Below are 18,976 nucleotides of genomic sequence, written 5' to 3' on the forward strand. Positions count from 1 at the left end.
GCCGGCTCGGCAGCTGTCGCGTCTGTTGCACTGCTCGCTGACCCTGTCGGGCGATTCTGCTAGCTTCGATCGGCTTAGCTGGATGGAGCATCGTCATGGACGCCACGATCCCGAAGGGCGAACGATCCGCCGATCGGCATTCTCACCTGGTTCGGCCCCAGGACATGGACTGGCAAAAGACTCGCTTTCCCGGGTGCGAGGCCAAGACGCTGCTGTTCGACCGGAGCAGCGGTCTCATGACCGCCCTGATGCGCTTTGCGCCGGGCTCGGTGCTGCCCGATCACGAGCATGTCGGCATCGAGCAGAGCTATGTCATCGACGGCGCGCTCGTCGACCAGGAGGGCCCGGCCAAGGGCATTGCCTGCAAGGCGGGCGAATTCATCTGGCGCGAGGCGGGGAGCCGGCACGCCGCCTGGTGTCCGGACGGGGCCTTGATCCTGGCGATCTTCCAGGTGCCGAACAAGTTCTTCGAAGCCGATGGCCGCGTCGTCGACGCCTCGGGTCAGGATTGGGACGAAACCTGGGGGCACACCGCGGCGCAGCGGGCGCGGAGCATCTGACCGAATTCAGGCGCCCCGGATGAGCAGGGCCTTGAAGTCGGCGCGGGCGCGCTGTGCCTCGGCGCGCGCGACCTCGGAGGCGTCGCCCATGCCGAAATAGCCGTGGATCAGGCCGGGGCCCTCGTGGTGCTTGACCTTCACGCCCGCCGCCTCCAGGGCCCGCGCGTAAGCCGCGCCCTCGTCGCGCAGGGGATCGAACCAGGCCGTGGTCACGATCGCAGGGGCCAGCCCGGCAAGCGATGCGGCGCGCAGCGGCGAGACGCGCCAGTCGATCGCGTGAGCGGGATCGGCGAGATAGTGGCCGCAGAACCATTCCATCGTCGCGCGCGTGAGGAAGTAGCCGTCCGCGTTCTCCGCGCGCGAGGGATAGCGCGCGTTCTCGCGCGCATCGGCGTAGGCGCCGAGCACGTCGGTCACGGGATAGACCAGCAATTGAGCGGCAAGCCGGATACCGGCATCGCGGCAGGCGATTGCGGTGGTCGCGGCGAGATTGCCGCCGGCGCTGTCGCCGGCAACGCCGAGGCGTTTTGCGTCGCCGCCAAATTCCGCGACGCGGGTGAAGACGTCACGCGTCGCGGCAAAGGCGTCCTCGAAGGCGCCGGGAAAGCGCGTCTCGGGCGGGCGGCGATAGTCGACGGAGACCACGACCGCGCCGGTCTCGATCGCAAGATTGCGCGCCTGCCGGTCGTGGGTCTCGAGATCGCCCGCGACCCAGCCGCCGCCATGGAAGAATACCACGGTCGGTGCCGGCGTGGTGCCGACCCGGTAGACGCGTGCATCGAGCGGCCCGACGCCGCCGTCGACCTCGATGTCCTGCACGGTATCGACGCGCGGTGGCGGGATTGCCGCGCGCGAGGCAGCCAGTGCGCGCAAGGAATCGCGGGCGCTCTGTGGCGTCATCGTGGTGGGATCGCGCATCGGCATGAGCGGAATGATCTCGGCGATGACGGGATCGAGCGGCGCGGCCATTTTGAGTCCTCACGGGGTGTGGCGGGTCCACACGGGGTTCTTGGTCTTGCTTGGCCGTTAGCATAGGTTTTGCGCGCCGCATCGGCAACCGGATCGCGTTGCAATGTTGCGGGAGGAAGGGGCAGGGAGGTTCGCGAGGTGGAATTCGAAACGCTGGTCCAGTCGCGCCGCAGCGTGCGCGGCTTCAGGAACGAGCCGGTGCCGCGCGCGGTGATCGAGGCGATCATCGAAAGCGCCAAGCGCGCGCCGTCGTCGATGAACACCCAGCCCTGGCATGTCCACGTGCTCACCGGCGCGCCGCTGGAAGAGGTGCGCCGCCGCAACATGGAGGAGATGGCCGGCGGCGCCAAGGTCAAGCGCGACATCGTCAGCCACGGCGAGTACCAGGGTGTGCACCGCAACCGGCAGGTCGACATTGCCAAGAAGCTGTTCGGCGCAATGGGGATCGCGCGCGACGACAAGCCGATGCGGCAGGACTGGGTGCTGCGCGGCTTCCGCCAGTTCGACGCGCCGGTCTCGCTGGTCCTGACCTACGACCGCGTGCTCGATCCCGGCGCGGTCTGCCATTTCGATCTCGGTGCGCTCTGCTACGGTATCGTGCTCGCAGCATGGGACCGGGGCCTCGGCTCCGTCATCAACGGGCAGGGCATCATGCGCTCCGACATCGTGCGCGAGGTTGCCAGGATTCCGGCGGACGAGGTCATCATGACCTGCGTCGCGATGGGCTATCCCGACGACGGCTTCGCCGCGAACGCCGTTCGCTCGGAGCGCGAGCACAACGACGAGTTCGTGCGCTACGTGGGTTTTGCCGATTAGCACGACGAAGAGGAGATTGTTCTCCGGCGGAAATTTTTTTGGTGCGGATTAGCGAGCGGCCTCTTGCAATCTGGAAGTTGCAGGAGGAACAATATGCGGACTGAGAGGTTTGTTGCTGGCGCGAGGGAATTGACATGCGGCGGCTGGCTAGCCTGGTTCGACGGTTCTTCGGTCCGCGACTGCGGCTCAAGATCGATGATGATCCAAGTCTTCCCTTCACACCCGAAGAGTTCGGCCGGCTGATTCGCAGCGGCCGGCACGAGGACATGAAGCTGCTGGCCGAAGGGCTGGCCTGCCGCTCCATCCCGCGCCGCGCCAGCTATCGCGCTACTCATTAGGCCGCGTTCGATACGGGTCCGCCGCGCTCACCGCGTGAGCGCGACCTGCCTGAATGAGTTGACCAGCGCCTTTTCCAGCTTCCCATTCATCCCGCATAGAATGTCGTAGGCCTCCGCGCGCGGCATGGTCGGCTTGTAGTGCCGGTGCTCGATCAGCGCTGCGAAGATGTCCGAGATCGTTAGAATCCGCACGATATCGCCAATGCTCTCGGCGCAGAGCGCATCGGGATAGCCGCTCCCGTCGAGGTACTCGTGATGATGGCGAACGGCATCGAGTATCTCCGGCGAGATGCCGTCATGCCCCTTGAGAAACTCGTAGCCGGTGGCCGGATGCGTTTCGATCAGCGCGCGTTCCGCGGCATCGAGGCGGCCCGGCTTGTCGAGGATGGCGAGTGGAATCTGGGCCTTGCCGATGTCGTGGAACATGGCGGCCGAGTAGAGACGTTCCAGGTCGGCCCTGCCGACGCCGAGGCTCAGTCCGAAGTCGATGGCGACGCCGGTCACGAGCAGACAGTGCTGATAGGTTCCTTCGTGATGGCGCCGCACCGTCATGAGCCACTCCGTCAGGCCATGCTGGCTGATACGATCGGCGATCTGGCGACCGGCTTCCCTGGTGCCGTCGACGTCGAGCGGTTGGCCCAGGGTCGCAGCCGTGAACATCGATGCGATGGCGGTCGCCGCGGTCTCGATGGCGTTGTCCGGTTGCAGTGTGTCGCGCGAGGAGGCGGATGCCCGATCGGCCGGATCGGTCAGCGCCGCCAGCAGTCTGGTCCGGCTGACCGTGCCGGGAAGGACCAGCGTGGCCCCGAGCGCGTAAGCCTGCGAAATGCAGACGTGGGAGGTGTGCTCGAGCAGGAAGATGCGCTTCCTGGCCTTGGCCAGCTTGCCGGCCCGCTTCTTGATCGCGGCGATATTATCGACGTCGCGCAGCTCCGCGCGGATGACGATGGCGGCCGGCGTCTGCGACAGCCTGGAATCGGCATCGAGTCGTTCGCCTGCAATGGTGAATTTCTCTTCGAGGATCGAGCAGATGCCCGAGAGCTTGTCGGACGTGTCGGCCAGCACATGCAGCAAGGGGCGGGCCGTTCCCGTCTCTGGGATACCGCCGTCACCACTGACGGGACCGGATCTGGTTCGCGCGTGCTGCACGGTCTGACCTACGCTTTGCGACTGATGGATGTCAAACAGTAGGTGGAGTGTTCGAATCTATTTGCTCTGAACCGCGTTCTGCGCAGGCGCTGGTGCACCCGCAGCCTTCTTCTTGCTGTCAACGGTAATGAAATGGATGCCGGCCGTGGTGCCGTCGATCCAGACCAGTTCGCAGCGCCGGTAGGCGAGGCCGGTCGACGACAGCAGCATGAAGAACTCCTTGGCCTGGAGCACGTCGAGCGTGCCCTCGACCTCGATCTTGGCGCCGCTTTGCGACACGTCCAGCAGTACGCAGCGGCGCCGCCAGGTGCCGTCCGATCCCATGAGATTGACCGGCTGCCTGTGGTCCATTTTCACGCGGGATGCTTTACGACCGTCGAATCTCATCGGCTAATCCCCATCCTTGCGCCGCGATGTTCCCGACTGCTGTCCTTGGCGTTTGCGGCAATTTCTCCCCAACGCACCGTCCACTGGCTGGTTGACAGGAGCAGCGTCTCGAAGATGTGCTGCGCGCGTTCGCGCTTGGCGAAGGAAAGCCTCGTGCCGCAGCGGTTGCTCAGGATGGCCAACGTGGTCTGCCAGTTCAGCCGTGAGGCACGGCAGGCCATGACGAGACCCTCGCAATCGTCGTCGGTCATGACATGCTCGACGATCTCGATGGGAGCCCCCGAAAGCACCGACAGCGCCGTGACAAGATTTGCGGTCTCGCCGCGGATGGCGAAGCGGTTCACCGTGGAGTCGTTCAGCTTGCCGATGCGGTTGAGCGCGACGATCTCCGGCCGCGCGCTTGCATAGGCGGCCGCGCAGGGCAGCTTGGGGACCGTCGGCGCGGCCGTTACGGCTTGAATCGAGACGGTAGCATTCGTCCCTGTGCCGGATTTCGGAGCCGGCGCGGCCGACAGCAACTCCCGCATGACCCTGTCCGGCGTGTCCGGCCGAAGCGCCAGCGCCTTCGTGAGTTCATCGTCGGCCAGGCATTTCTCGACGAGCGCGACGTAGGCGGCATCCGAGAATCGTGCCTCCATATTGCCGACCAGCGCAATGCAGACGCTGCGAGCGCCGCGCTGGATCAGCGTCTCGATCACCGGCGGATCGATCCGCGCGCGGGCGGCGATGGCGCGTTGCTGCCGTTCGCCGCCCGAGGCCGCGATCGAGCTGAGATCGGCCGTGGACAGTGACTGCGATCTCAGCAAGACAGGGCACGCCACCTCCGGGTCGTGGTGTGAGGCGAGACGTCGCACGGTCTTCGGCGGAGCCAGCTCGAGCTCCGCGAGTGCCTTGCTGAGATCAATCAGCGCACCGGCCTCGACCCGCTCTGTCAATCGCAGCAGAACACCGTCGGCCACATGAGCGAGCAATTCCTGAGGCCGGTCGCGGCTGCTGGTGAGCAGCTGCAAAATGCCGGAGAGGATGCGAGCGCAGCGGTCCAGCGGACACGTTGCGACCGCGTCCTCCAATTCGACCAGAATATCGGCAGGCGGATTTGCCATCATGGCAGGAGGCCTGAAATGAAATAACTTGACGATTTAACGCGCATTATTGCATCTCGAAGGAGTTAATTTTTAATTTTGAAAATTGAATTTCAGGGTATTAATGCACCTCCAGGATTCGGAAAATGCTATCGAAATTTGGCAGGGCCCGACGTCCCGGCTTGTCCTTTCAGCTCGATCCTTCCCAACTGATCGGGACACGTCAGGATTGATTCTTCAGGTCCGACGGGAAAGCAAAGGGCGAAGCGAATCGGCACCATTGCCGGATGCGCGTCGGTTGCGACGCTGGGTTTCTTATTTCCATGAACAGCATTGATGATGTGCCGGGGTCGGCACTCAGGACATTTCGCTTTTCAGATGTCGACGAATTTCGAAGCGCCATACGCGGGCTGAATTTCGAGTTCACGCCCTTCGTCCGGAAGATTTCGGCTGAGCAGACGATCCTGTCGTTGCCCGGCTGCGAGGTGAATTCGACGCGGGCGTTTCCCCGGGTCGTTGATGCGCAGCTCATCGGGAATTGCACGGCGATCGGCTTCACGATGGACGACCTCAACCTCCCCATTCGCTTCAATGGCTCGCAACGTGCTCGTCCGGTTGTGGTCATTGGCGGCGGCGGCGCGGCCTACACCGCCGTCGAGGAGGTGCAGCGGCACATCGCCTCAGTGGTGTTCAGCCCGGAGGTGAGGGATCGTGGCTGGCCGCCTACGCTCTCGAGCTTCAAGATCTTCGAGATCTCCGCGGCGGGCTTGCACCGGCTGCGCACGGTGGTTCGTGAGGTGCTGGCCGAGGCGTCCGACCCGGTCGAGGCACCGGAGCTGTCATTGAAGGGCGCAGCGATGAAGGAGTCCCTGCTCGGAGCCGTTGATGACGCCTTCGAAAGCGTCGTTTCGGCCCGCTGGACCCTGCGCGCCAACGACGGACGGCGTTTCAGGATATTCCAGGATATCCGCGCGCTACTCTCCGACGACCTGTCGCAGCCGATCTACAGCGATGATATCGCGCGCAAGCTCGGGCTGTCCGTTCGCACCATGCATGACGTCGTCCGGCGCTATCGGGGCATGAGCCTGCACCGCTATTTGCGCCTGCGCCGGCTGTGGCTGGTGCGCCGGCAGCTTCTGGCCGGGGCCGAGAGCGTCAAGGCGGTCGCGCTGGCGTTCGGCTTCTGGCATCTTAGCGATTTCTCCAAAAGCTACCGCGAGCAGTTCGGCGAATCGCCGTCGCAAACCCTGGAGCGCGGTCGCGGACGATAGTCGACAAATCGAGTAGGGACGGACGCCGGTTTCGTGCTACCGTTCGGCCATGAGCAATCGCATTCTCGTTCTCTACGGTTCCTACCGTTCCGACCGCATGGGCATCCGCCTTGCGAATTTCGTCATCAACCGGCTGCGCGGCCGCGGCGAGGACGTCGAATTCATCGACGCCAAGGCGATCGGCCTGCCGATGCTCGACCGCATGTACAAGGAATATCCCAAGGGCTCGGCGCCCGATGCGCTGGAGAAGCTGGCCGGACAGATCCGCGACGCCGACGGATTCGTCTTCGTCACCGGCGAGTACAATTGGGGCATCCAGCCCGGCCTGAAGAATCTCACAGACCATTTCCTCGAAGAGTGGTTCTGGCGACCGGCTGCGATCGTGAGCTATTCCGCCGGTCGGTTGTCCGGCGCGCGCGCCGCGACGGCCTGGCACGGCACGCTGTCGGAGATGGGCATGGTGGTGGTGTCGAGCACCATCGGCGTCGGCCCGATCGCGCAGACATTGTCGGCGGACGCAGAGCCGATCGGCGAGGGCGGCAAGGCCCTGGAGCGCGCGTTCCCGCGCTTTGCCGACGATCTCTTGTGGTGGATCGAGGCGGCGAAAGCGCAGCGGGCACGGAAGGCGCCGCCTTACTAAAGCGCGATGGGACTAGGATGAACCGTCATCGCGCTTTAGGTTGTTGTTTGAGCATGATCTTTTCGGAAAACCGCTGCGCACTTTTCCGGATCATGCCTTAAGCGGCCCTGACCTCGCCGAGGAAGCGGTCGAACTGGCCGGCGAGATCGCGTGACTGCGTCGAGAGCTGCTCGGCGGCGCCCAGCACTTCCCTCGCGGCGGCTCCCGTGTCGTCGGCGGCACGTTGCACGCCGGAGATGTTGCTGTTGACCTCCTGGGTGCCGCGCGCGGCCTCCTGGACGCTGCGCGCGATCTCCTTGGTGGCTGAGCCTTGTTCCTCGATCGCGGCGGCGATCGCGGTGCCGATCTGGTCGATCTCGGCGATGACGTCGGCGACGTTGCGGATCGCGGCCACGGTCTCGTCGCTCGCGGTCTGGATCGCCGTGATCTGCTCGGAGATCTCGGTGGTGGCTTTGGCGGTCTGGCCGGCCAGCGACTTCACTTCGGAGGCGACCACGGCAAAGCCGCGGCCGGCATCGCCGGCACGGGCGGCCTCGATGGTCGCGTTCAGGGCGAGCAGGTTGGTCTGCTCGGCGATGCTCTGGATCAGCGTGACGACGTCGCCGATCTTCTGGGCGCCCTCGGCAAGCGCACGCGCGGTATCGCCGGTGCGGCGGGCATTGTCGACGGCGCGGGCCGCGATCTCGGTGCTTTGGGCGACCTGGCGGCCAATCTCGGAGATCGAGGAGGTCAGCTCTTCGGTGGCGCTGGCGACGGTCTGCACGTTGGTCGAGGTCTGTTCGGAGGCGGCGGCGACCACCGCGGCCTGGCTGTTGGTCTGGGCCGCGGTCGAGGTCATCGACTGCGCGGTGCTTTCCATGGTCGCGGAGGCTTGGGACAGTCCGCCGACCAGCTCGGTGACCTTGGCCTCGAAGGCGCGGGTGAGCTCGTCGAGCGCCTGCGCGCGGCGCATCTTGCCGTCGTTCTCGGCCTGCTTCTCGGCGGCGAGCCGGTCAGCCCGGATCATGTTGTCCTTGAAGACCTGAACCGCCGCCGCCATCGCGCCGATCTCATCAGAGCGCTCGGCGCCGGGGATCTCGCCGGCAACGTCACCATCGGCAAGCTGTGTCATGCGCGCGGTCAGGCCGACGATCGGAGCGCACACGCGGCGGCGGACCATCACGATCAGGCCGGCGCTGGCGATCAGCACGGCGAGGAGGCCGCCGAGCGCGATGGTGAAGCTGGTGCGCGCGGCGGAGGAAGCGCCGGCGAGGATTTGCTCGGCGTTGTCATAGAACGCATCGCGAACGCCGATGATGGAGCCGAGACCCTTTTGCGACGCCGCGTAATAGGTGTCGACGTCGTGCTCATACTTGCCGCTGACGGCACCGTCCTTGACCATCTTGAGCTCGTGGCCGAATTCCTCGACGTAGCGCGAATTCATCGTCTCCAGTGCGGCGCCGACATTGGTGGGCGTCGCCGGATTGCCGCGCAGCTCCATCAGCGCCATCACGATCTGGTCGCTGCGGCCCTGCATGCGGGCGACGTCGGCCTTCTCGGCGTCGGTCGCGACCTTCTTGCCGCCGACGAGGTTCTTGTGCACGCTGGCATTGAGGCCGCCGATGTCGCGCAGCGTCATGGCGATGTTGGCGTAATTGGCCTGGCGGTAGGCATCGCCATTGAGAAGCGCCATGCGGCGAACCTGCTCGTTCAGCAGCGCCGTGACGTCGGCGTTGAGCACGGCATTGTCGGCGACGACCTTGCGGGCCGCGTCCTTGCGCGCGTCCGCAGGCCCCGCGATGGCCTTGTCGATCGCGTCGCGTAGTCCGGTGAACTTCGCATTGATGCCATCGATGCTGCTGCCGATCGTGTTGCCGTCGTCGAGCGAGCCGGGCAGTTCCTTGCGCAGCGCATTCATCCGCTGGCGCGCGCCGTCGGTCGACTTGCGCAGCCTGTCCTGCTGGGCGAGCTGGACCGGGTCGACGGTGGCGGGGCCATAGAGGATGTTGGTGGAAAAGCCCCGCTCGGGATTGAGGTAACGCGGAATGTCGCTGGCGGCGCGGACAATGGCCAGCCGGCCCTCGGCTTCGCTGATCCGTTCGATCGTCTGGTACTTGGTCACGGCAACGTAGACGGCGAGGCCGCCGCCGACGGTCGAGAGCGAGACGATGGCGCTGGTCAGGAGCGTACCGATTTTCATGATCTGTCCGGCAATGGGCGTGAAAGAGAGTTCAATTTGCACGGAAGATATGGTGCCCGTCTTAATCCTGGGTTTACGCTCCCTGGCGGCCAACTCGGCCGGATGCGCGGTCGAGCCTCGACAGGATCTCCAGCGTGGCGCCGTCGCGTTCGCCCGCAAAATATCGGGCAATCGCCCGATCGAAAACCGGCTCGTCGGACACCGCGCCGAACAGCGTCATCGACGAATGGAATTTGGCGTCATCCGGTGCGCCGAGGATCGCGTTGATGGTTCGGCCTTCGACGGCGAGCACGAGCCTCGTACATTCGATCAGGCGCGCCCCGAGCACGCGGTGGGCGAGATAGGCCTCGGCCTCCTCGCGGGACCCGATGGCGTAGCGCTGCGCCATGGTGCTGAAGCCGAGGCCTGCGACCTGCGGGAAGGTGAACCACATCCAGTGAGTCTGCTTTCGGCCCCGGGCCAGCTCGCCCTGAATGTCGCGATAAACGGGGTCCTGGGCGCGGACAAAGCGGTTGAGATCGAAGGGATCGGTCATTCGATACCTTTAGGAAGCTTGCCGGCCGCGATTATGCCTAACTTTTGGCTCCCAATGTGGTAGCTGGTATAGAGTCTCCGGGTAGGGGGTGGGTACCCCCGGGGGTCGATTTGGGGATCTGATGGTTTCCGACGCAGCACACGCCGAGAGGCTGTTGTCGCGCCGCCGTGTCGGGCGGGCCGAGCGCGTTTTGCTGTCTCTGGCTGCCGTCGCGCTGGCGGTGGGCGCCGCCGCCTGGGTCGCGGACATCGGGACATCGCATTTGGGCGATTCGTCCCCGCTGGTCACCGCCTCGCTGCCGCCGGCCAATACCCCTTCCTTTGCGGACCGTTTCGCTTCTGCGTCCGGCAATCCGGCTGCCCGGGAGTTCGGCCTGCGGACGCTGGAGCGTTCCGCCCTGAATGCGGTCCAGCTCAAGCTCCGCGACGCCAAGGCGATGCTGGCCCAGAAGCTCCAGGGCGACGATTGGCGTTCGACCCTGACCGAAGACGACCGGCACGCGGTTGATGAGACGAGGCCCTCGCAACGTGCGGACGCCGTCCCGATGCCGCGTTCGCGCCCGGCGCAGGCGGACTTGTCCGCCCAGATCGCTTCCAGCCAGGCCTATGCCGAGACCAACCCCAAGGTCGACAACCGCAACTTCTTCGAAAAGTTCACCGACAAGATCAGGCTGGCATCGCTGACGCCCGGCGACGGCCTGTTCGCCAAGGCGCCCGATCTCGCCGCGCTCGGCTACGATTCGCGGACGGCGGTGTATGACATCTCGGCCAAGGCGGTCTATTTGCCGAACGGCATGGCGCTGGAGGCCCATTCCGGCATGGGCGCGCTGATGGATGACCCCGACCATGTCGACCAGCGCATGGTCGGCGCGACGCCGCCGGCGACCTACGACCTCAAGCCGCGCGAAAAGCTGTTCCACGGCGTCCGGGCACTGCGCATGACGCCGACTGAGGGCACCAGCGCGCTTGGCCGCGTCGGCCTGCTCACGCACAATTACATGCTCGGGCCGCGCGGCGATTCCAACGGCTGCGTCTCGATCAAGGACTATGATCGCTTCCTCAAGGCCTACGACAATGGCGAGTTCAACCGCCTGGTCGTAGTGCCGAACCTGCGCGGGGCGGCGACTGCTTCGCAGCGCGCGAGCACCGATTCCTGACATTTGCCTGCGACGGCGGGGCTGCCGTTTCCCCTTCGTTAAGCCGTCCTCGTCCAGAAGCAGCCCATGAGTGATCCATCAAGTTCCGAAACCCCGCTGCGCACGACGTTCAAGATCAAGCTGAACGGTGACACGTTGGCGATCGCGACCGTCGGTCAGGCCTATCAATTCCTCACCAACTTCAAGTCGGTCGAGTGGATGGAATTTCGCTCCCTGCACGAGGACGCCATCGCGGCTCTGGAGGGCGCCGCCGGTAACGCCATGCTGGCGGTGCAGGCGACCAACGCCGTCCGCGCGCTGTTCGTGAGCGCAAAGCTGCTCTGAGAGTTCCGTACAGGCCTTCTCCTCGCAACTTGAACTCCGCTATAGGAACGGGCAACGGTCAGCGAAGGCCGTCGCCACAAAGCCCATATGTTTGAAACTTACTTCCAGGGAGAGTCCACATCATGAAACGCCGTACATTCCTCAGGGGCGGCGCAGTCGCCGGCGCCACGACGCTGGTTGCTGCACCCGCGATCGCGCAGAGCGCGCCCGAGATCAAATGGCGTCTGACCTCGAGCTTCCCGAAGTCGCTCGACACCATCTACGGCACGGCGCAGATCTTTGCGAAATACATCGCTGAGGCCACCGACAACAAATTCCAGATCCAGACCTTTGCGGCCGGCGAGATCGTTCCGGGCTTGCAGGCGCTCGATGCCGTCAGCACCGCCTCGGTGGAGATGGCGCAGACCCCGCTCTATTTCTACATCGGCAAGGAGCCGGCGCTCGCCTATGCCACCGGCGCGCCGTTCGGCATGAACCATCGCCATCAGGAATCGTGGTGGCACTTCGGCGGCGGCGCTGCCCTCACCAACGAGGCGCTCAAGCCTTTCAAGGCGCATGCAATCCTCTGCGGCAATTCCGGCACGCAGATGGGCGGCTGGTTCCGCAAGGAGATCAAGACCGTCGACGACCTCAAGGGTCTCAAATTCCGCATCGCCGGCATGGGCGGCCACGTGCTGGCACGGCTCGGGGTTGTCCCGCAGCAGATCGCGGGTGGCGACATCTATCCGGCACTGGAGAAGGGTACGATCGACGCGGTCGAGTTCGTCGGTCCCTATGACGACGAGAAGCTCGGTTTCCAGAAGGTCGCCAAGTACTACTATTTCCCGGGCTGGTGGGAAGGCGGCGCCATGCTGCACATGATCGTCAATGACGAGAAATGGGCTTCGCTGCCGAAGCAATATCAGGCGATCATCAACCAGGCGGGCACGGCGGCCGGCGCCTGGATGCTCGAAAAGTATGACAGCGTGAATCCTGCCGCGCTGAAGCGATTGATCGCCAACGGCGCGGAGCTGAAGGCGTTCCCGCAGCCGGTGCTGGAGGCCTGCTACAACGCGACCCAGGACCACCTGAACGAGCTCGCCGCCAAGAGCGACCTGTTCAAGCGGACCAAGGAGAGCCACGACGCGTATATGAAGGAGCTGCTGTTCTACACGCAGATCGCCGAGAACTTCTACGACAACTATCTGCTCAGCAAGATGCGCAACAAGACCTGAGCGCAACAACGGGGGCGCGGTGTCTCACGCCGCGCCCAAGCCCAGCTTCGCATAGATGCGCCTTGCATAGGCACCGAACGCATCCGTCGTCTTCAGCGGAAGGTCGCGCGGGAAGGGCAGGTCGATCGCGAAATAGTCGGCCATCTTCGCCGGGCCCGCCGTCAGCACGGCGCAGTGCGAGGACAGGAAGACGGCTTCCTGGATCGAGTGCGTGACGAAGATGATGGTCTTGCCGCTCTCGCGCCAGATCCGCAGCATCTCCAGATTCATCTGCTCGCGGGTCAGCGCGTCCAGCGCGCCGAACGGCTCGTCCATCAGGATCAGTTTTGGATCGTGAATGAAGGCGCGCGCGATCGCCGTGCGCTGCTGCATGCCGCCGGACAGCTGCTGCGGATATTTCTGCTCGTAGCCGGCGAGCCCGACGAGGTTGAGCAGGTCGCGCGCCCGCTCGCGCGCGGCCTTCATCGGCAGTCCCACGATCTCAGCCGGCAGCAGCACGTTGTCGAGGATCGTGCGCCACTTCAGCAACAAGGCCTGCTGGAACACCATGCCGATGTCGCGGCTGGGATCGAACGGGCTCCTGGCATTGCCTATCCTGACGGTGCCGCCGTCGGCGCCATGCAGGCCGGCCAGGATCTTCATCACCGTGGTCTTGCCGCAGCCGGAGGGGCCGACCAGCGAGACCAGCTCGCCTTCCTGCACGTCCATGGTGACGTCGGACACCGCGAGAAATTCCGCGCCGCCGCTGCGATAAACTTTTCGCACGCCTTGCAGGCTGATGAAGGGGTCTGAGCTCATGCCAGCCATTTGCCGAGGTTTGCGGCGACGAAGGCATCGTCGCTGAGGTCGGCGTGCTCGCGGCGGACGCGGTCGATCTCCTCCTTCTGGCCGGGGCTGAGTCCTTCGTTCGGATCGAGGCACCACAAGCCTTTCATCAGGCCCTGGCGCCGCAGCACTTCGTGGCAGCCGGCGATGCAGCCGTGAAAATGGTTGGCGACATCGAAGAAGGCGCTGTTGCAGTCGGTGACGCGGGCATCGAGCGCCAGCAGGTCGGCCGACACGGCCTCCTTGTGCCGCGCTGCCTTGCAGCGTTCGAACTGCCTGATGGCGCTCGCGGTCCAGACCGACCAGTGGCCGAGCAGGCCACCCTTGAAGTAGGTGCGGGTGGTGACGCCCTTGTCGCGGAGATCGAACGGCAGCGTCAGGTCGAGCAGGATGTGGTCGTCATTGCCGGTGTAGAGCGCGACGCGGTCGAGTGCGCCGGCGGCCGCGACGCCGCGCAGCACGTCGAGAGTTCTGTAGCGGTTGAACGGCGCGATCTTGATCGCAATGACGTTGTCGATCGAGGCGAAGCGCTGCCAGAACCGGCTCGACAGGACGACGCCGCCGACGGCCGGCTGCAGGTAGAAGCCGACCAGCGGAATTTCGGCGGCCACGGACGTGCAATGCGCGATGATCTCGTCCTCGGAGGCGCTCTTCATCGCGGCGAGGCTGAGCAGGCCCGCATGATAGCCGATGTCGCGTGCGGTGCCGGCCTCGGCAATTGCCTGCCGCGTGGGGCCGGCCAGGCCCGCGACCAGTGCCAGCGGCCGCCTGGTCCAGTGTGCTGCGGTCTCGGCGGCGAGCTCGAGCACGGGACGGTAGAGGCCGACGTCACGGATCGCGAATTGCGTGGTGTGGACGCCGACCGCAAGGCCGCCCGAGCCGGCGTCGACGTAATAGCGCGTCAGCGCACGCTGATGCGTCCTGTCGAGCTGTCGCTCGGCGGTCAGCGCGAGGGGATGCGCCGGCAGCACGGTGCCGTCTGCGATCAGCTTGCGGACGTCGCTGTTGATCTGGCTGTGGTGCATGATGTCCTATCCAAATTCGGGGCCGGCGACTGCGAATGGCATTTCCCCGGCCATGGCGGTGGCGGAGCCGAGACGCATGCGTTGGAAGGGGCGTTCGATGGTCCAGCCGGCGACGGAGAGGCCGTCCAGGAACGCGCCGCTGGAAGCGACGGCATCGAGCAGCACCGGTCCGGTCTCCGAGCATGCGATCGCATCGACCAGGTTCAGGGCGGCGGCGGTGTCATCCGCAAAGAGGGGCCCGATATGACGCGCTGTTCGGCCGTCCCGTACCAGGGCGATCGACCCGTCACCCGCCACGACGCGCGAACCAGACCGTTGCGCGAAGGCGGAGAACAGGGCGGTTCGATCCAATCCCGTGGCCCGGAGATCGCGCAAGCAGAGCGCGTCCAGCGTCGCCGGCGCAGGCATCGTGCCCGCATGGCCGGGGCTCACCAGCTTCAGGCGGCGCAATTGCGAAGTCGGGATGAAGCCGAGCGGACCGTAGACCTTGACGCCGTCAGGCGTCGCATCGAGCCAGCACGTCAGCCTCTCCTTGCGGGCCGTATCGAGGCAGGCATCGACGAGCTGCGTGGCCAGACCGCGGCGGCGATGGCTTTCCGTCACCAGCACCATGCTGATCCACGCATTGTTGCCGGAATAGGGCAGCAGCGCCGCGGTTGCGGCCAGCCGTGCGCCGTCGCGGATGCCGAACACGAAGCCTTCGCTCAGGAAGAAGCGCCAGTCCTCGATCGTCTGGTTCCAGTGCGCTTCGGTCGAGAGCACGAGGCCCGCCGCGGCGTCCTCGACGCCGAGCCGGACGATGCGCGGCCCGTCAGTAGCGACCATCGCGCACCTCGTATTTGGTGGGCTTGCCGAGGCTAGGCATGGCACGAGAGACCCAATCCGCGGTCCAGGCGATCAGCTGGTCGGTGTCAACGACGGGCAGGCCGAACAGTTCGACCGCCTTCGACGTGTCGGTCAGCCACGCGGTCGGTTCCTCCTTGCCTGTCAGCACTGGCGCGCGGCCGAACCTCGCGCCGAACTTCGCCGCGAGATCGCGCACCGCGAGGATCTCGTGGCCGCTGACGTTGATTGGCGAGGTCGGCGTCGTGCAATGCGCCAGGCAGCGCAGCGCCTGAGAGGACGCATCGCCCTGCCAGATGAAATTGACATGGCCGAGGCTGACGTCGATCGGTGTTCCCGTCAGCACTTTCGTCGCGATGTCGTGCAGCACGCCGTAGCGCATGTCGATCGCGTAGTTGAGGCGGAACAGCCGCCCCGGCGTGCCGAACCTGCGCGAGAAATATTCGAACATGCGCTCGCGGCCGACGCAGGACTGCGCGTATTCGCCGGGCGGGTTCGGCGCCATGTCCTCGCTCGCGCCTTTGCCGTCGACGGGGACGAACGGATAGATGCAGCCGGTCGAGAACGCCACGATGCGCGAGGAGGGGAAAGCCTGCGCGACCAGCGCCGGGACATGCGCGTTCATCGCCCAGGTCAGCGACAGATCGCCCTCAGCGCCGAACTTGCGGCCGGCCATGAAGACGATGTTCGGCGCCTTCGGCAGTGCCGCAATCGCCGTCTCGTCCATCAGGTCGCAATTGATCGTGTCGATCCCGCGCGCGTGCAGCCAGTCCTTCACGCCGGCGTCGCTGAAGCGGGCGACGCCGATGATGCGGCGATCGGGCGCTGCGGCCTTCGCAAGTCCTGCCAGCGTCGGGCCCATCTTGCCGGCGACGCCGAGGATCATGATGTCGCCCTCGACCTTCTCTATGTCGTCGATCAGCGCCTGGCTCGGCCGGCACAGGAGGTCGTCCAGCGCAGCGATGTCGGGAATGGTCTTCGGCAGCGTCTGGCGGGTGAGCAGCATGGATTTGGTCCTTGGTTCTGCCGTTGTCAGGTCTGTCTTGCGTCGCCGACCACGAACATGCGTTCGAGCGCGAGCACCAGGCCATAAAGAGCGACGCCGAGCAGTGTCAGCAGCACGACGGCCATCACCATCGCGGGCGTGTCGAGCGAGGACTGCACCTGGATCATGAGGTAGCCGAGCCCGCGCTCGGAGGCGATGAACTCGCCGACGATGGCGCCGGCGACCGCCAGGATGGCGCCGACCTTCATGCCGGAGAACACGTAAGGCAGCGATCCCGGCAGCTGGATCTTGCGAAACAGCGTCCAGCGCGAGCCGCGCAGCGATTTGACGAGATCGAGCAGGTCAGGCTCGACTTCGCGCAGGCCCCGCGCGGTGGTGAGCAGGATCGGGAAGAAGCAGATGCTGAATGCGATCAGAATGTTCGGCACGATGCCGTAGGAGAACCAGACGATGAAGAGCGGGCCGAGCGCGACCTTCGGGATCATGTTCAGCGTGACGAACAGCGGTAGCAGCACGAGGCTGAGCAGCGGCGCCCAGCTGAAGATCACCGCAAGCGCGACGCCGACGAAGGCGCCGAGCGCGAAGCCGCCGAGGATCTCGACCGCCGTCACCAGCGTGTTGGCGCCCCAGGCATAGTCCGTGGTTCCCAATGTCTGAACTGTCGCGAGCGGCGAGGGCAGGATGAATTTCGGCACCTGGAAGGCGTCGACCGCAACCTGCCACAGCACGAGCACGGCGAGGTGCACGATCAGGATGACCGCAAAGCTGCGCCAGCTGCGTGTCCCGTCTCCACCCACCGATTGCTCCCTGTTGCCTGCGGCCACCCTGCCGCCGGTCGCAAGCCTAGCCGGACTTGAAGGAAGTTTCAACCAGTTGGTTGATTAGGCCGGAGCGACTGGAGCACCAGATCGGCGACGTGCCGCCGGCGGGCGCGCCGTTGGGCGCGGCTCGACAGGTCCTTGCCGAAGATCGCCGACAGCGTCGGGGTGTTGGAGAAGAAGAAGTAGCTGAGGCCCGCAATCGAGATATAGAGCTGGACGGGATCGATCCCCTTGCGGAATACGCCCGAGCGCACCCCCTCATTGAGGATGTGGGAGACGCTCTTGACAAGCGGCGAGTGCATCGCTTCCAGCCGGGTCGAGCCGCGGACATGACGGGCGCCGCCGCGGTTCTCGTCGTTCAAGAGCACGATGAAATCAGGGTTTGCCGCCAGGTGGTCGAACGATGCTTCGATCAGCCTGCGGATCGCCTTCTCCGGCGGCAGGCCTTCGAGATTGAGCCTGCGCTCCTGCTCGCGGATGTCCTCATAGACCCATTCGAGCACGGCGAGATACAGCGCGTCCTTGTCGCCGAAATAGTGGTAGACGAGCTGCTTGTTGACGCCGGCGCGCTCGGCGATCTCGTCGACACGGGCGCCCGCAAGGCCGTGCCGGGCGAATTCCTGGCGCGCCGCGGTCAGGAGCTTCTTGCGGGTGGCGACGGGGTCGCGGCGCTGCGGCACGGTGTCGCCAGATCGTTTTGCGGGCATTTCCAACCAAACAGTTGACAATTGGAGGGCGGGCTTGTTGCATTGGTATCCTCACAAGGGGAGAGCGACAAGCCGGGTCGCGGCAATGAGGAGAGATGCGATGAAGCGTTTGCAGGCGGCGGGCTCGGCCCTGGTGTTGGCTCTCGGGCTCGGTGTGCCGGCGGTGCCCGTGCATGCGGGTGAAGCCGTCAATCTGATCCTGAACTGGACGCCGACGGCCGATCACTCGCCGTACTATTTCGCCAAGGCGCAGGGCTGGTACGAGAAGGCGGGGATCGACCTCACCATCGAGACCGGCAAGGGCTCCGGCGTCTCCGCCGCCAAGGTCGGCTCCGGCGGCTCGCCGTTCGGCGTCGCCGATCTCGCCACCATGCTGGTGGCCAAGAGCAAGGGCGCCGACACCGTCGCGGTGATGAGCGTCTACGCCAACACCGGCCAGACCTTCTACTGGCTGAAGAGCTATGGCGTGAACGGGGTGAAGGACTTCGCGGGCCACAAGATCGGCAATCCCCCCGGCGATGCCTCGCGGGTGATGTGGCCGGCCTTTGCCAAGGCGGCGGGGCTTGCGCCCGACTCCGTCGGCTTCGTCAATGTCGGACCGACCGCGAAGATCGCGGCGCTGAAGAGCCACACCGTCGACATCATCAGCGACTTCTACAACGAGCACGACCTGAAGGTCATCGAGTTCGGAGGCGATCTCGGCTACCTCAACTGGAAGGACATCGGGCTCAATCCTTACGGCAACTCGCTGATCGTCAACGGCGCTTACTTGCAGAAGAACCCGAAGGTCGTCGAGGATTTCGTCCGCGTCACGCAGAAGGCCTTTGCCGCCTGCGTCGCCGACGTCACGCCCTGCCTGAAGGCGCTGCTCGATCAGGTCTCCGGCCTCGACAAAGCGAACCAGGAGCGCCAGTGGGAGCGCATCAAGTTCCTGATGACGGACGAGTTCACGACCACAAAGGGTCTCGGCTGGATCGACGGCGAGCGGATGAAGAAGGATTACGAGCTGGTCCAGACCTATCTCGGCATGGAGAAGCCGTTCGACGTGACGACCGCGTTCACGACCAAGATGCTGGATCCCAGCATCAAGATGGATGCGAGCAAGGTGAAGAAGTAGGACCTGCGCGCG

21 protein-coding genes are annotated in these 18,976 nt (G+C 65.2%); 9 read left to right on the forward strand and 12 right to left on the reverse strand.

The window, feature by feature from the left end:
• The first annotated feature begins 95 nt into the window (after positions 1-95).
• Positions 96-560, forward strand: a complete 465-nt coding sequence (locus XH87_RS18050) for a cupin domain-containing protein (RefSeq protein ID WP_271588300.1) — start codon at positions 96-98, stop codon at positions 558-560.
• A 6-nt stretch (positions 561-566) separates the two neighbouring features.
• On the opposite strand, the gene XH87_RS18055 is transcribed toward XH87_RS18050, so the two are convergent.
• On the reverse strand, positions 567-1,529 hold the full coding sequence (locus XH87_RS18055) for an alpha/beta hydrolase (protein WP_271588301.1): 963 nt from the start codon (positions 1,527-1,529) through the stop codon (positions 567-569).
• Between the two features lie 138 nt (positions 1,530-1,667).
• Here XH87_RS18055 and XH87_RS18060 point away from each other — a divergent pair, with 138 nt between their 5' ends.
• Together XH87_RS18060 and XH87_RS18065 are read left to right on the forward strand one after the other, a co-directional pair.
• Positions 1,668-2,345, forward strand: a complete 678-nt coding sequence (locus XH87_RS18060; protein WP_035702184.1) for a nitroreductase — start codon at positions 1,668-1,670, stop codon at positions 2,343-2,345.
• 134 nt (positions 2,346-2,479) lie between these two features.
• Positions 2,480-2,683: a hypothetical protein gene (locus XH87_RS18065; protein ID WP_158669878.1), complete on the forward strand. Its 204-nt coding sequence runs from the start codon at positions 2,480-2,482 to the stop codon at positions 2,681-2,683.
• 27 nt (positions 2,684-2,710) lie between these two features.
• Here the strand turns inward: XH87_RS18065 and XH87_RS18070 are convergent, their stop codons facing one another.
• Genes XH87_RS18070 through XH87_RS18080 form a run of 3 tightly spaced genes read right to left on the reverse strand, consistent with a single transcriptional unit; the run spans position 2,711 to position 5,325 of the window.
• Entirely contained in the window at positions 2,711-3,832 is a 1,122-nt protein-coding gene (locus XH87_RS18070; RefSeq protein WP_271588302.1) for an HD-GYP domain-containing protein, read from the reverse strand.
• A gap of 57 nt (positions 3,833-3,889) precedes the next feature.
• On the reverse strand, positions 3,890-4,219 hold the full coding sequence (locus XH87_RS18075; protein WP_035702192.1) for a PilZ domain-containing protein: 330 nt from the start codon (positions 4,217-4,219) through the stop codon (positions 3,890-3,892).
• Positions 4,216-5,325: a DUF2336 domain-containing protein gene (locus XH87_RS18080; protein ID WP_271588303.1), complete on the reverse strand. Its 1,110-nt coding sequence runs from the start codon at positions 5,323-5,325 to the stop codon at positions 4,216-4,218. Before XH87_RS18080 ends, XH87_RS18075 begins: the two co-directional genes overlap by 4 nt.
• Before the next feature lie 299 nt (positions 5,326-5,624).
• On the opposite strand from XH87_RS18080, the gene XH87_RS18085 reads away from it, so the two are divergent.
• Positions 5,625-6,572: an AraC family transcriptional regulator gene (locus tag XH87_RS18085; RefSeq protein ID WP_271588304.1), complete on the forward strand. Its 948-nt coding sequence runs from the start codon at positions 5,625-5,627 to the stop codon at positions 6,570-6,572.
• 49 nt (positions 6,573-6,621) lie between these two features.
• Positions 6,622-7,212, forward strand: a complete 591-nt coding sequence (locus XH87_RS18090) for an NADPH-dependent FMN reductase (protein ID WP_035702199.1) — start codon at positions 6,622-6,624, stop codon at positions 7,210-7,212.
• 97 nt (positions 7,213-7,309) lie between these two features.
• Here XH87_RS18090 and XH87_RS18095 read toward each other — a convergent pair whose 3' ends face one another.
• Both XH87_RS18095 and XH87_RS18100 read right to left on the reverse strand, forming a co-directional pair.
• The gene (locus XH87_RS18095) at positions 7,310-9,391 is read right to left on the reverse strand and encodes a methyl-accepting chemotaxis protein (protein ID WP_271588305.1); all 2,082 of its coding nucleotides are present in this window, start codon (positions 9,389-9,391) and stop codon (positions 7,310-7,312) included.
• Positions 9,392-9,464: 73 nt separating this feature from the next.
• Positions 9,465-9,926 carry a DUF1810 domain-containing protein gene (locus XH87_RS18100; RefSeq protein ID WP_271588306.1) on the reverse strand — a complete coding sequence of 154 codons (462 nt, stop codon included), beginning with the start codon at positions 9,924-9,926 and terminating at the stop codon, positions 9,465-9,467.
• 190 nt (positions 9,927-10,116) lie between these two features.
• Between XH87_RS18100 and XH87_RS18105 the strand changes: the two genes are divergently transcribed.
• From XH87_RS18105 to XH87_RS18115, 3 genes are all read left to right on the forward strand, one after another.
• The gene (locus tag XH87_RS18105; RefSeq protein ID WP_271588349.1) at positions 10,117-11,082 is read left to right on the forward strand and encodes a DUF2778 domain-containing protein; all 966 of its coding nucleotides are present in this window, start codon (positions 10,117-10,119) and stop codon (positions 11,080-11,082) included.
• A gap of 66 nt (positions 11,083-11,148) precedes the next feature.
• Positions 11,149-11,406 (forward strand): hypothetical protein, encoded by a 258-nt coding sequence (locus XH87_RS18110; protein WP_027572180.1) that lies wholly within the window; start codon positions 11,149-11,151, stop codon positions 11,404-11,406.
• Between the two features lie 122 nt (positions 11,407-11,528).
• Entirely contained in the window at positions 11,529-12,620 is a 1,092-nt protein-coding gene (locus XH87_RS18115) for a TRAP transporter substrate-binding protein (RefSeq protein WP_271588307.1), read from the forward strand.
• A gap of 24 nt (positions 12,621-12,644) precedes the next feature.
• Here the strand turns inward: XH87_RS18115 and XH87_RS18120 are convergent, their stop codons facing one another.
• The 6 genes from XH87_RS18120 to XH87_RS18145 all read right to left on the reverse strand — a co-directional run bounded on the left by XH87_RS18120 (position 12,645) and on the right by XH87_RS18145 (position 17,847).
• Positions 12,645-13,427, reverse strand: coding sequence for an ABC transporter ATP-binding protein (locus tag XH87_RS18120; protein ID WP_158670768.1), 783 nt, complete (start codon positions 13,425-13,427; stop codon positions 12,645-12,647).
• Positions 13,415-14,470 (reverse strand): dihydrodipicolinate synthase family protein, encoded by a 1,056-nt coding sequence (locus XH87_RS18125; RefSeq protein WP_271588308.1) that lies wholly within the window; start codon positions 14,468-14,470, stop codon positions 13,415-13,417. The genes XH87_RS18120 and XH87_RS18125 overlap by 13 nt, the downstream gene beginning before the upstream one ends.
• 6 nt (positions 14,471-14,476) lie before the next feature.
• On the reverse strand, positions 14,477-15,295 hold the full coding sequence (locus XH87_RS18130) for a GNAT family N-acetyltransferase (protein ID WP_271588309.1): 819 nt from the start codon (positions 15,293-15,295) through the stop codon (positions 14,477-14,479).
• Positions 15,282-16,319, reverse strand: coding sequence for an NAD-dependent epimerase/dehydratase family protein (locus XH87_RS18135; RefSeq protein WP_271588310.1), 1,038 nt, complete (start codon positions 16,317-16,319; stop codon positions 15,282-15,284). Before XH87_RS18135 ends, XH87_RS18130 begins: the two co-directional genes overlap by 14 nt.
• 26 nt (positions 16,320-16,345) lie before the next feature.
• A complete protein-coding gene (locus XH87_RS18140; RefSeq protein ID WP_271588311.1) occupies positions 16,346-17,116 on the reverse strand; it encodes an ABC transporter permease in 771 nt (256 codons plus the stop codon).
• Between the two features lie 68 nt (positions 17,117-17,184).
• Positions 17,185-17,847 (reverse strand): TetR family transcriptional regulator, encoded by a 663-nt coding sequence (locus tag XH87_RS18145; protein ID WP_035702266.1) that lies wholly within the window; start codon positions 17,845-17,847, stop codon positions 17,185-17,187.
• A gap of 100 nt (positions 17,848-17,947) precedes the next feature.
• Here XH87_RS18145 and XH87_RS18150 point away from each other — a divergent pair, with 100 nt between their 5' ends.
• Entirely contained in the window at positions 17,948-18,964 is a 1,017-nt protein-coding gene (locus XH87_RS18150; protein WP_035702212.1) for an ABC transporter substrate-binding protein, read from the forward strand.
• Positions 18,965-18,976: the final 12 nt, after the last annotated feature.

Origin of the sequence: Bradyrhizobium sp. CCBAU 53415, from assembly GCF_028128735.1 — a bacterium.
Classification (GTDB): domain Bacteria; phylum Pseudomonadota; class Alphaproteobacteria; order Rhizobiales; family Xanthobacteraceae; genus Bradyrhizobium.

What these genes read in the sequence shown, in the direction of transcription:
- XH87_RS18055 (WP_271588301.1), bottom strand. Translation starts at nt 1,529, where the DNA reads ATGGCCGCGCCGCTCGATCCCGTCATCGCCGAGATCATTCCGCTCATG.
- XH87_RS18115 (WP_271588307.1), top strand. Translation starts at nt 11,529, where the DNA reads ATGAAACGCCGTACATTCCTCAGGGGCGGCGCAGTCGCCGGCGCCACG.
- XH87_RS18120 (WP_158670768.1), bottom strand. Translation starts at nt 13,427, where the DNA reads ATGGCTGGCATGAGCTCAGACCCCTTCATCAGCCTGCAAGGCGTGCGA.
- XH87_RS18095 (WP_271588305.1), bottom strand. Translation starts at nt 9,391, where the DNA reads ATGAAAATCGGTACGCTCCTGACCAGCGCCATCGTCTCGCTCTCGACC.
- XH87_RS18100 (WP_271588306.1), bottom strand. Translation starts at nt 9,926, where the DNA reads ATGACCGATCCCTTCGATCTCAACCGCTTTGTCCGCGCCCAGGACCCC.
- XH87_RS18085 (WP_271588304.1), top strand. Translation starts at nt 5,625, where the DNA reads ATGAACAGCATTGATGATGTGCCGGGGTCGGCACTCAGGACATTTCGC.
- XH87_RS18125 (WP_271588308.1), bottom strand. Translation starts at nt 14,470, where the DNA reads ATGCACCACAGCCAGATCAACAGCGACGTCCGCAAGCTGATCGCAGAC.
- XH87_RS18050 (WP_271588300.1), top strand. Translation starts at nt 96, where the DNA reads ATGGACGCCACGATCCCGAAGGGCGAACGATCCGCCGATCGGCATTCT.
- XH87_RS18135 (WP_271588310.1), bottom strand. Translation starts at nt 16,319, where the DNA reads ATGCTGCTCACCCGCCAGACGCTGCCGAAGACCATTCCCGACATCGCT.
- XH87_RS18110 (WP_027572180.1), top strand. Translation starts at nt 11,149, where the DNA reads ATGAGTGATCCATCAAGTTCCGAAACCCCGCTGCGCACGACGTTCAAG.
- XH87_RS18150 (WP_035702212.1), top strand. Translation starts at nt 17,948, where the DNA reads ATGAAGCGTTTGCAGGCGGCGGGCTCGGCCCTGGTGTTGGCTCTCGGG.
- XH87_RS18065 (WP_158669878.1), top strand. Translation starts at nt 2,480, where the DNA reads ATGCGGCGGCTGGCTAGCCTGGTTCGACGGTTCTTCGGTCCGCGACTG.
- XH87_RS18075 (WP_035702192.1), bottom strand. Translation starts at nt 4,219, where the DNA reads ATGAGATTCGACGGTCGTAAAGCATCCCGCGTGAAAATGGACCACAGG.
- XH87_RS18080 (WP_271588303.1), bottom strand. Translation starts at nt 5,325, where the DNA reads ATGATGGCAAATCCGCCTGCCGATATTCTGGTCGAATTGGAGGACGCG.
- XH87_RS18090 (WP_035702199.1), top strand. Translation starts at nt 6,622, where the DNA reads ATGAGCAATCGCATTCTCGTTCTCTACGGTTCCTACCGTTCCGACCGC.
- XH87_RS18145 (WP_035702266.1), bottom strand. Translation starts at nt 17,847, where the DNA reads ATGCCCGCAAAACGATCTGGCGACACCGTGCCGCAGCGCCGCGACCCC.
- XH87_RS18130 (WP_271588309.1), bottom strand. Translation starts at nt 15,295, where the DNA reads ATGGTCGCTACTGACGGGCCGCGCATCGTCCGGCTCGGCGTCGAGGAC.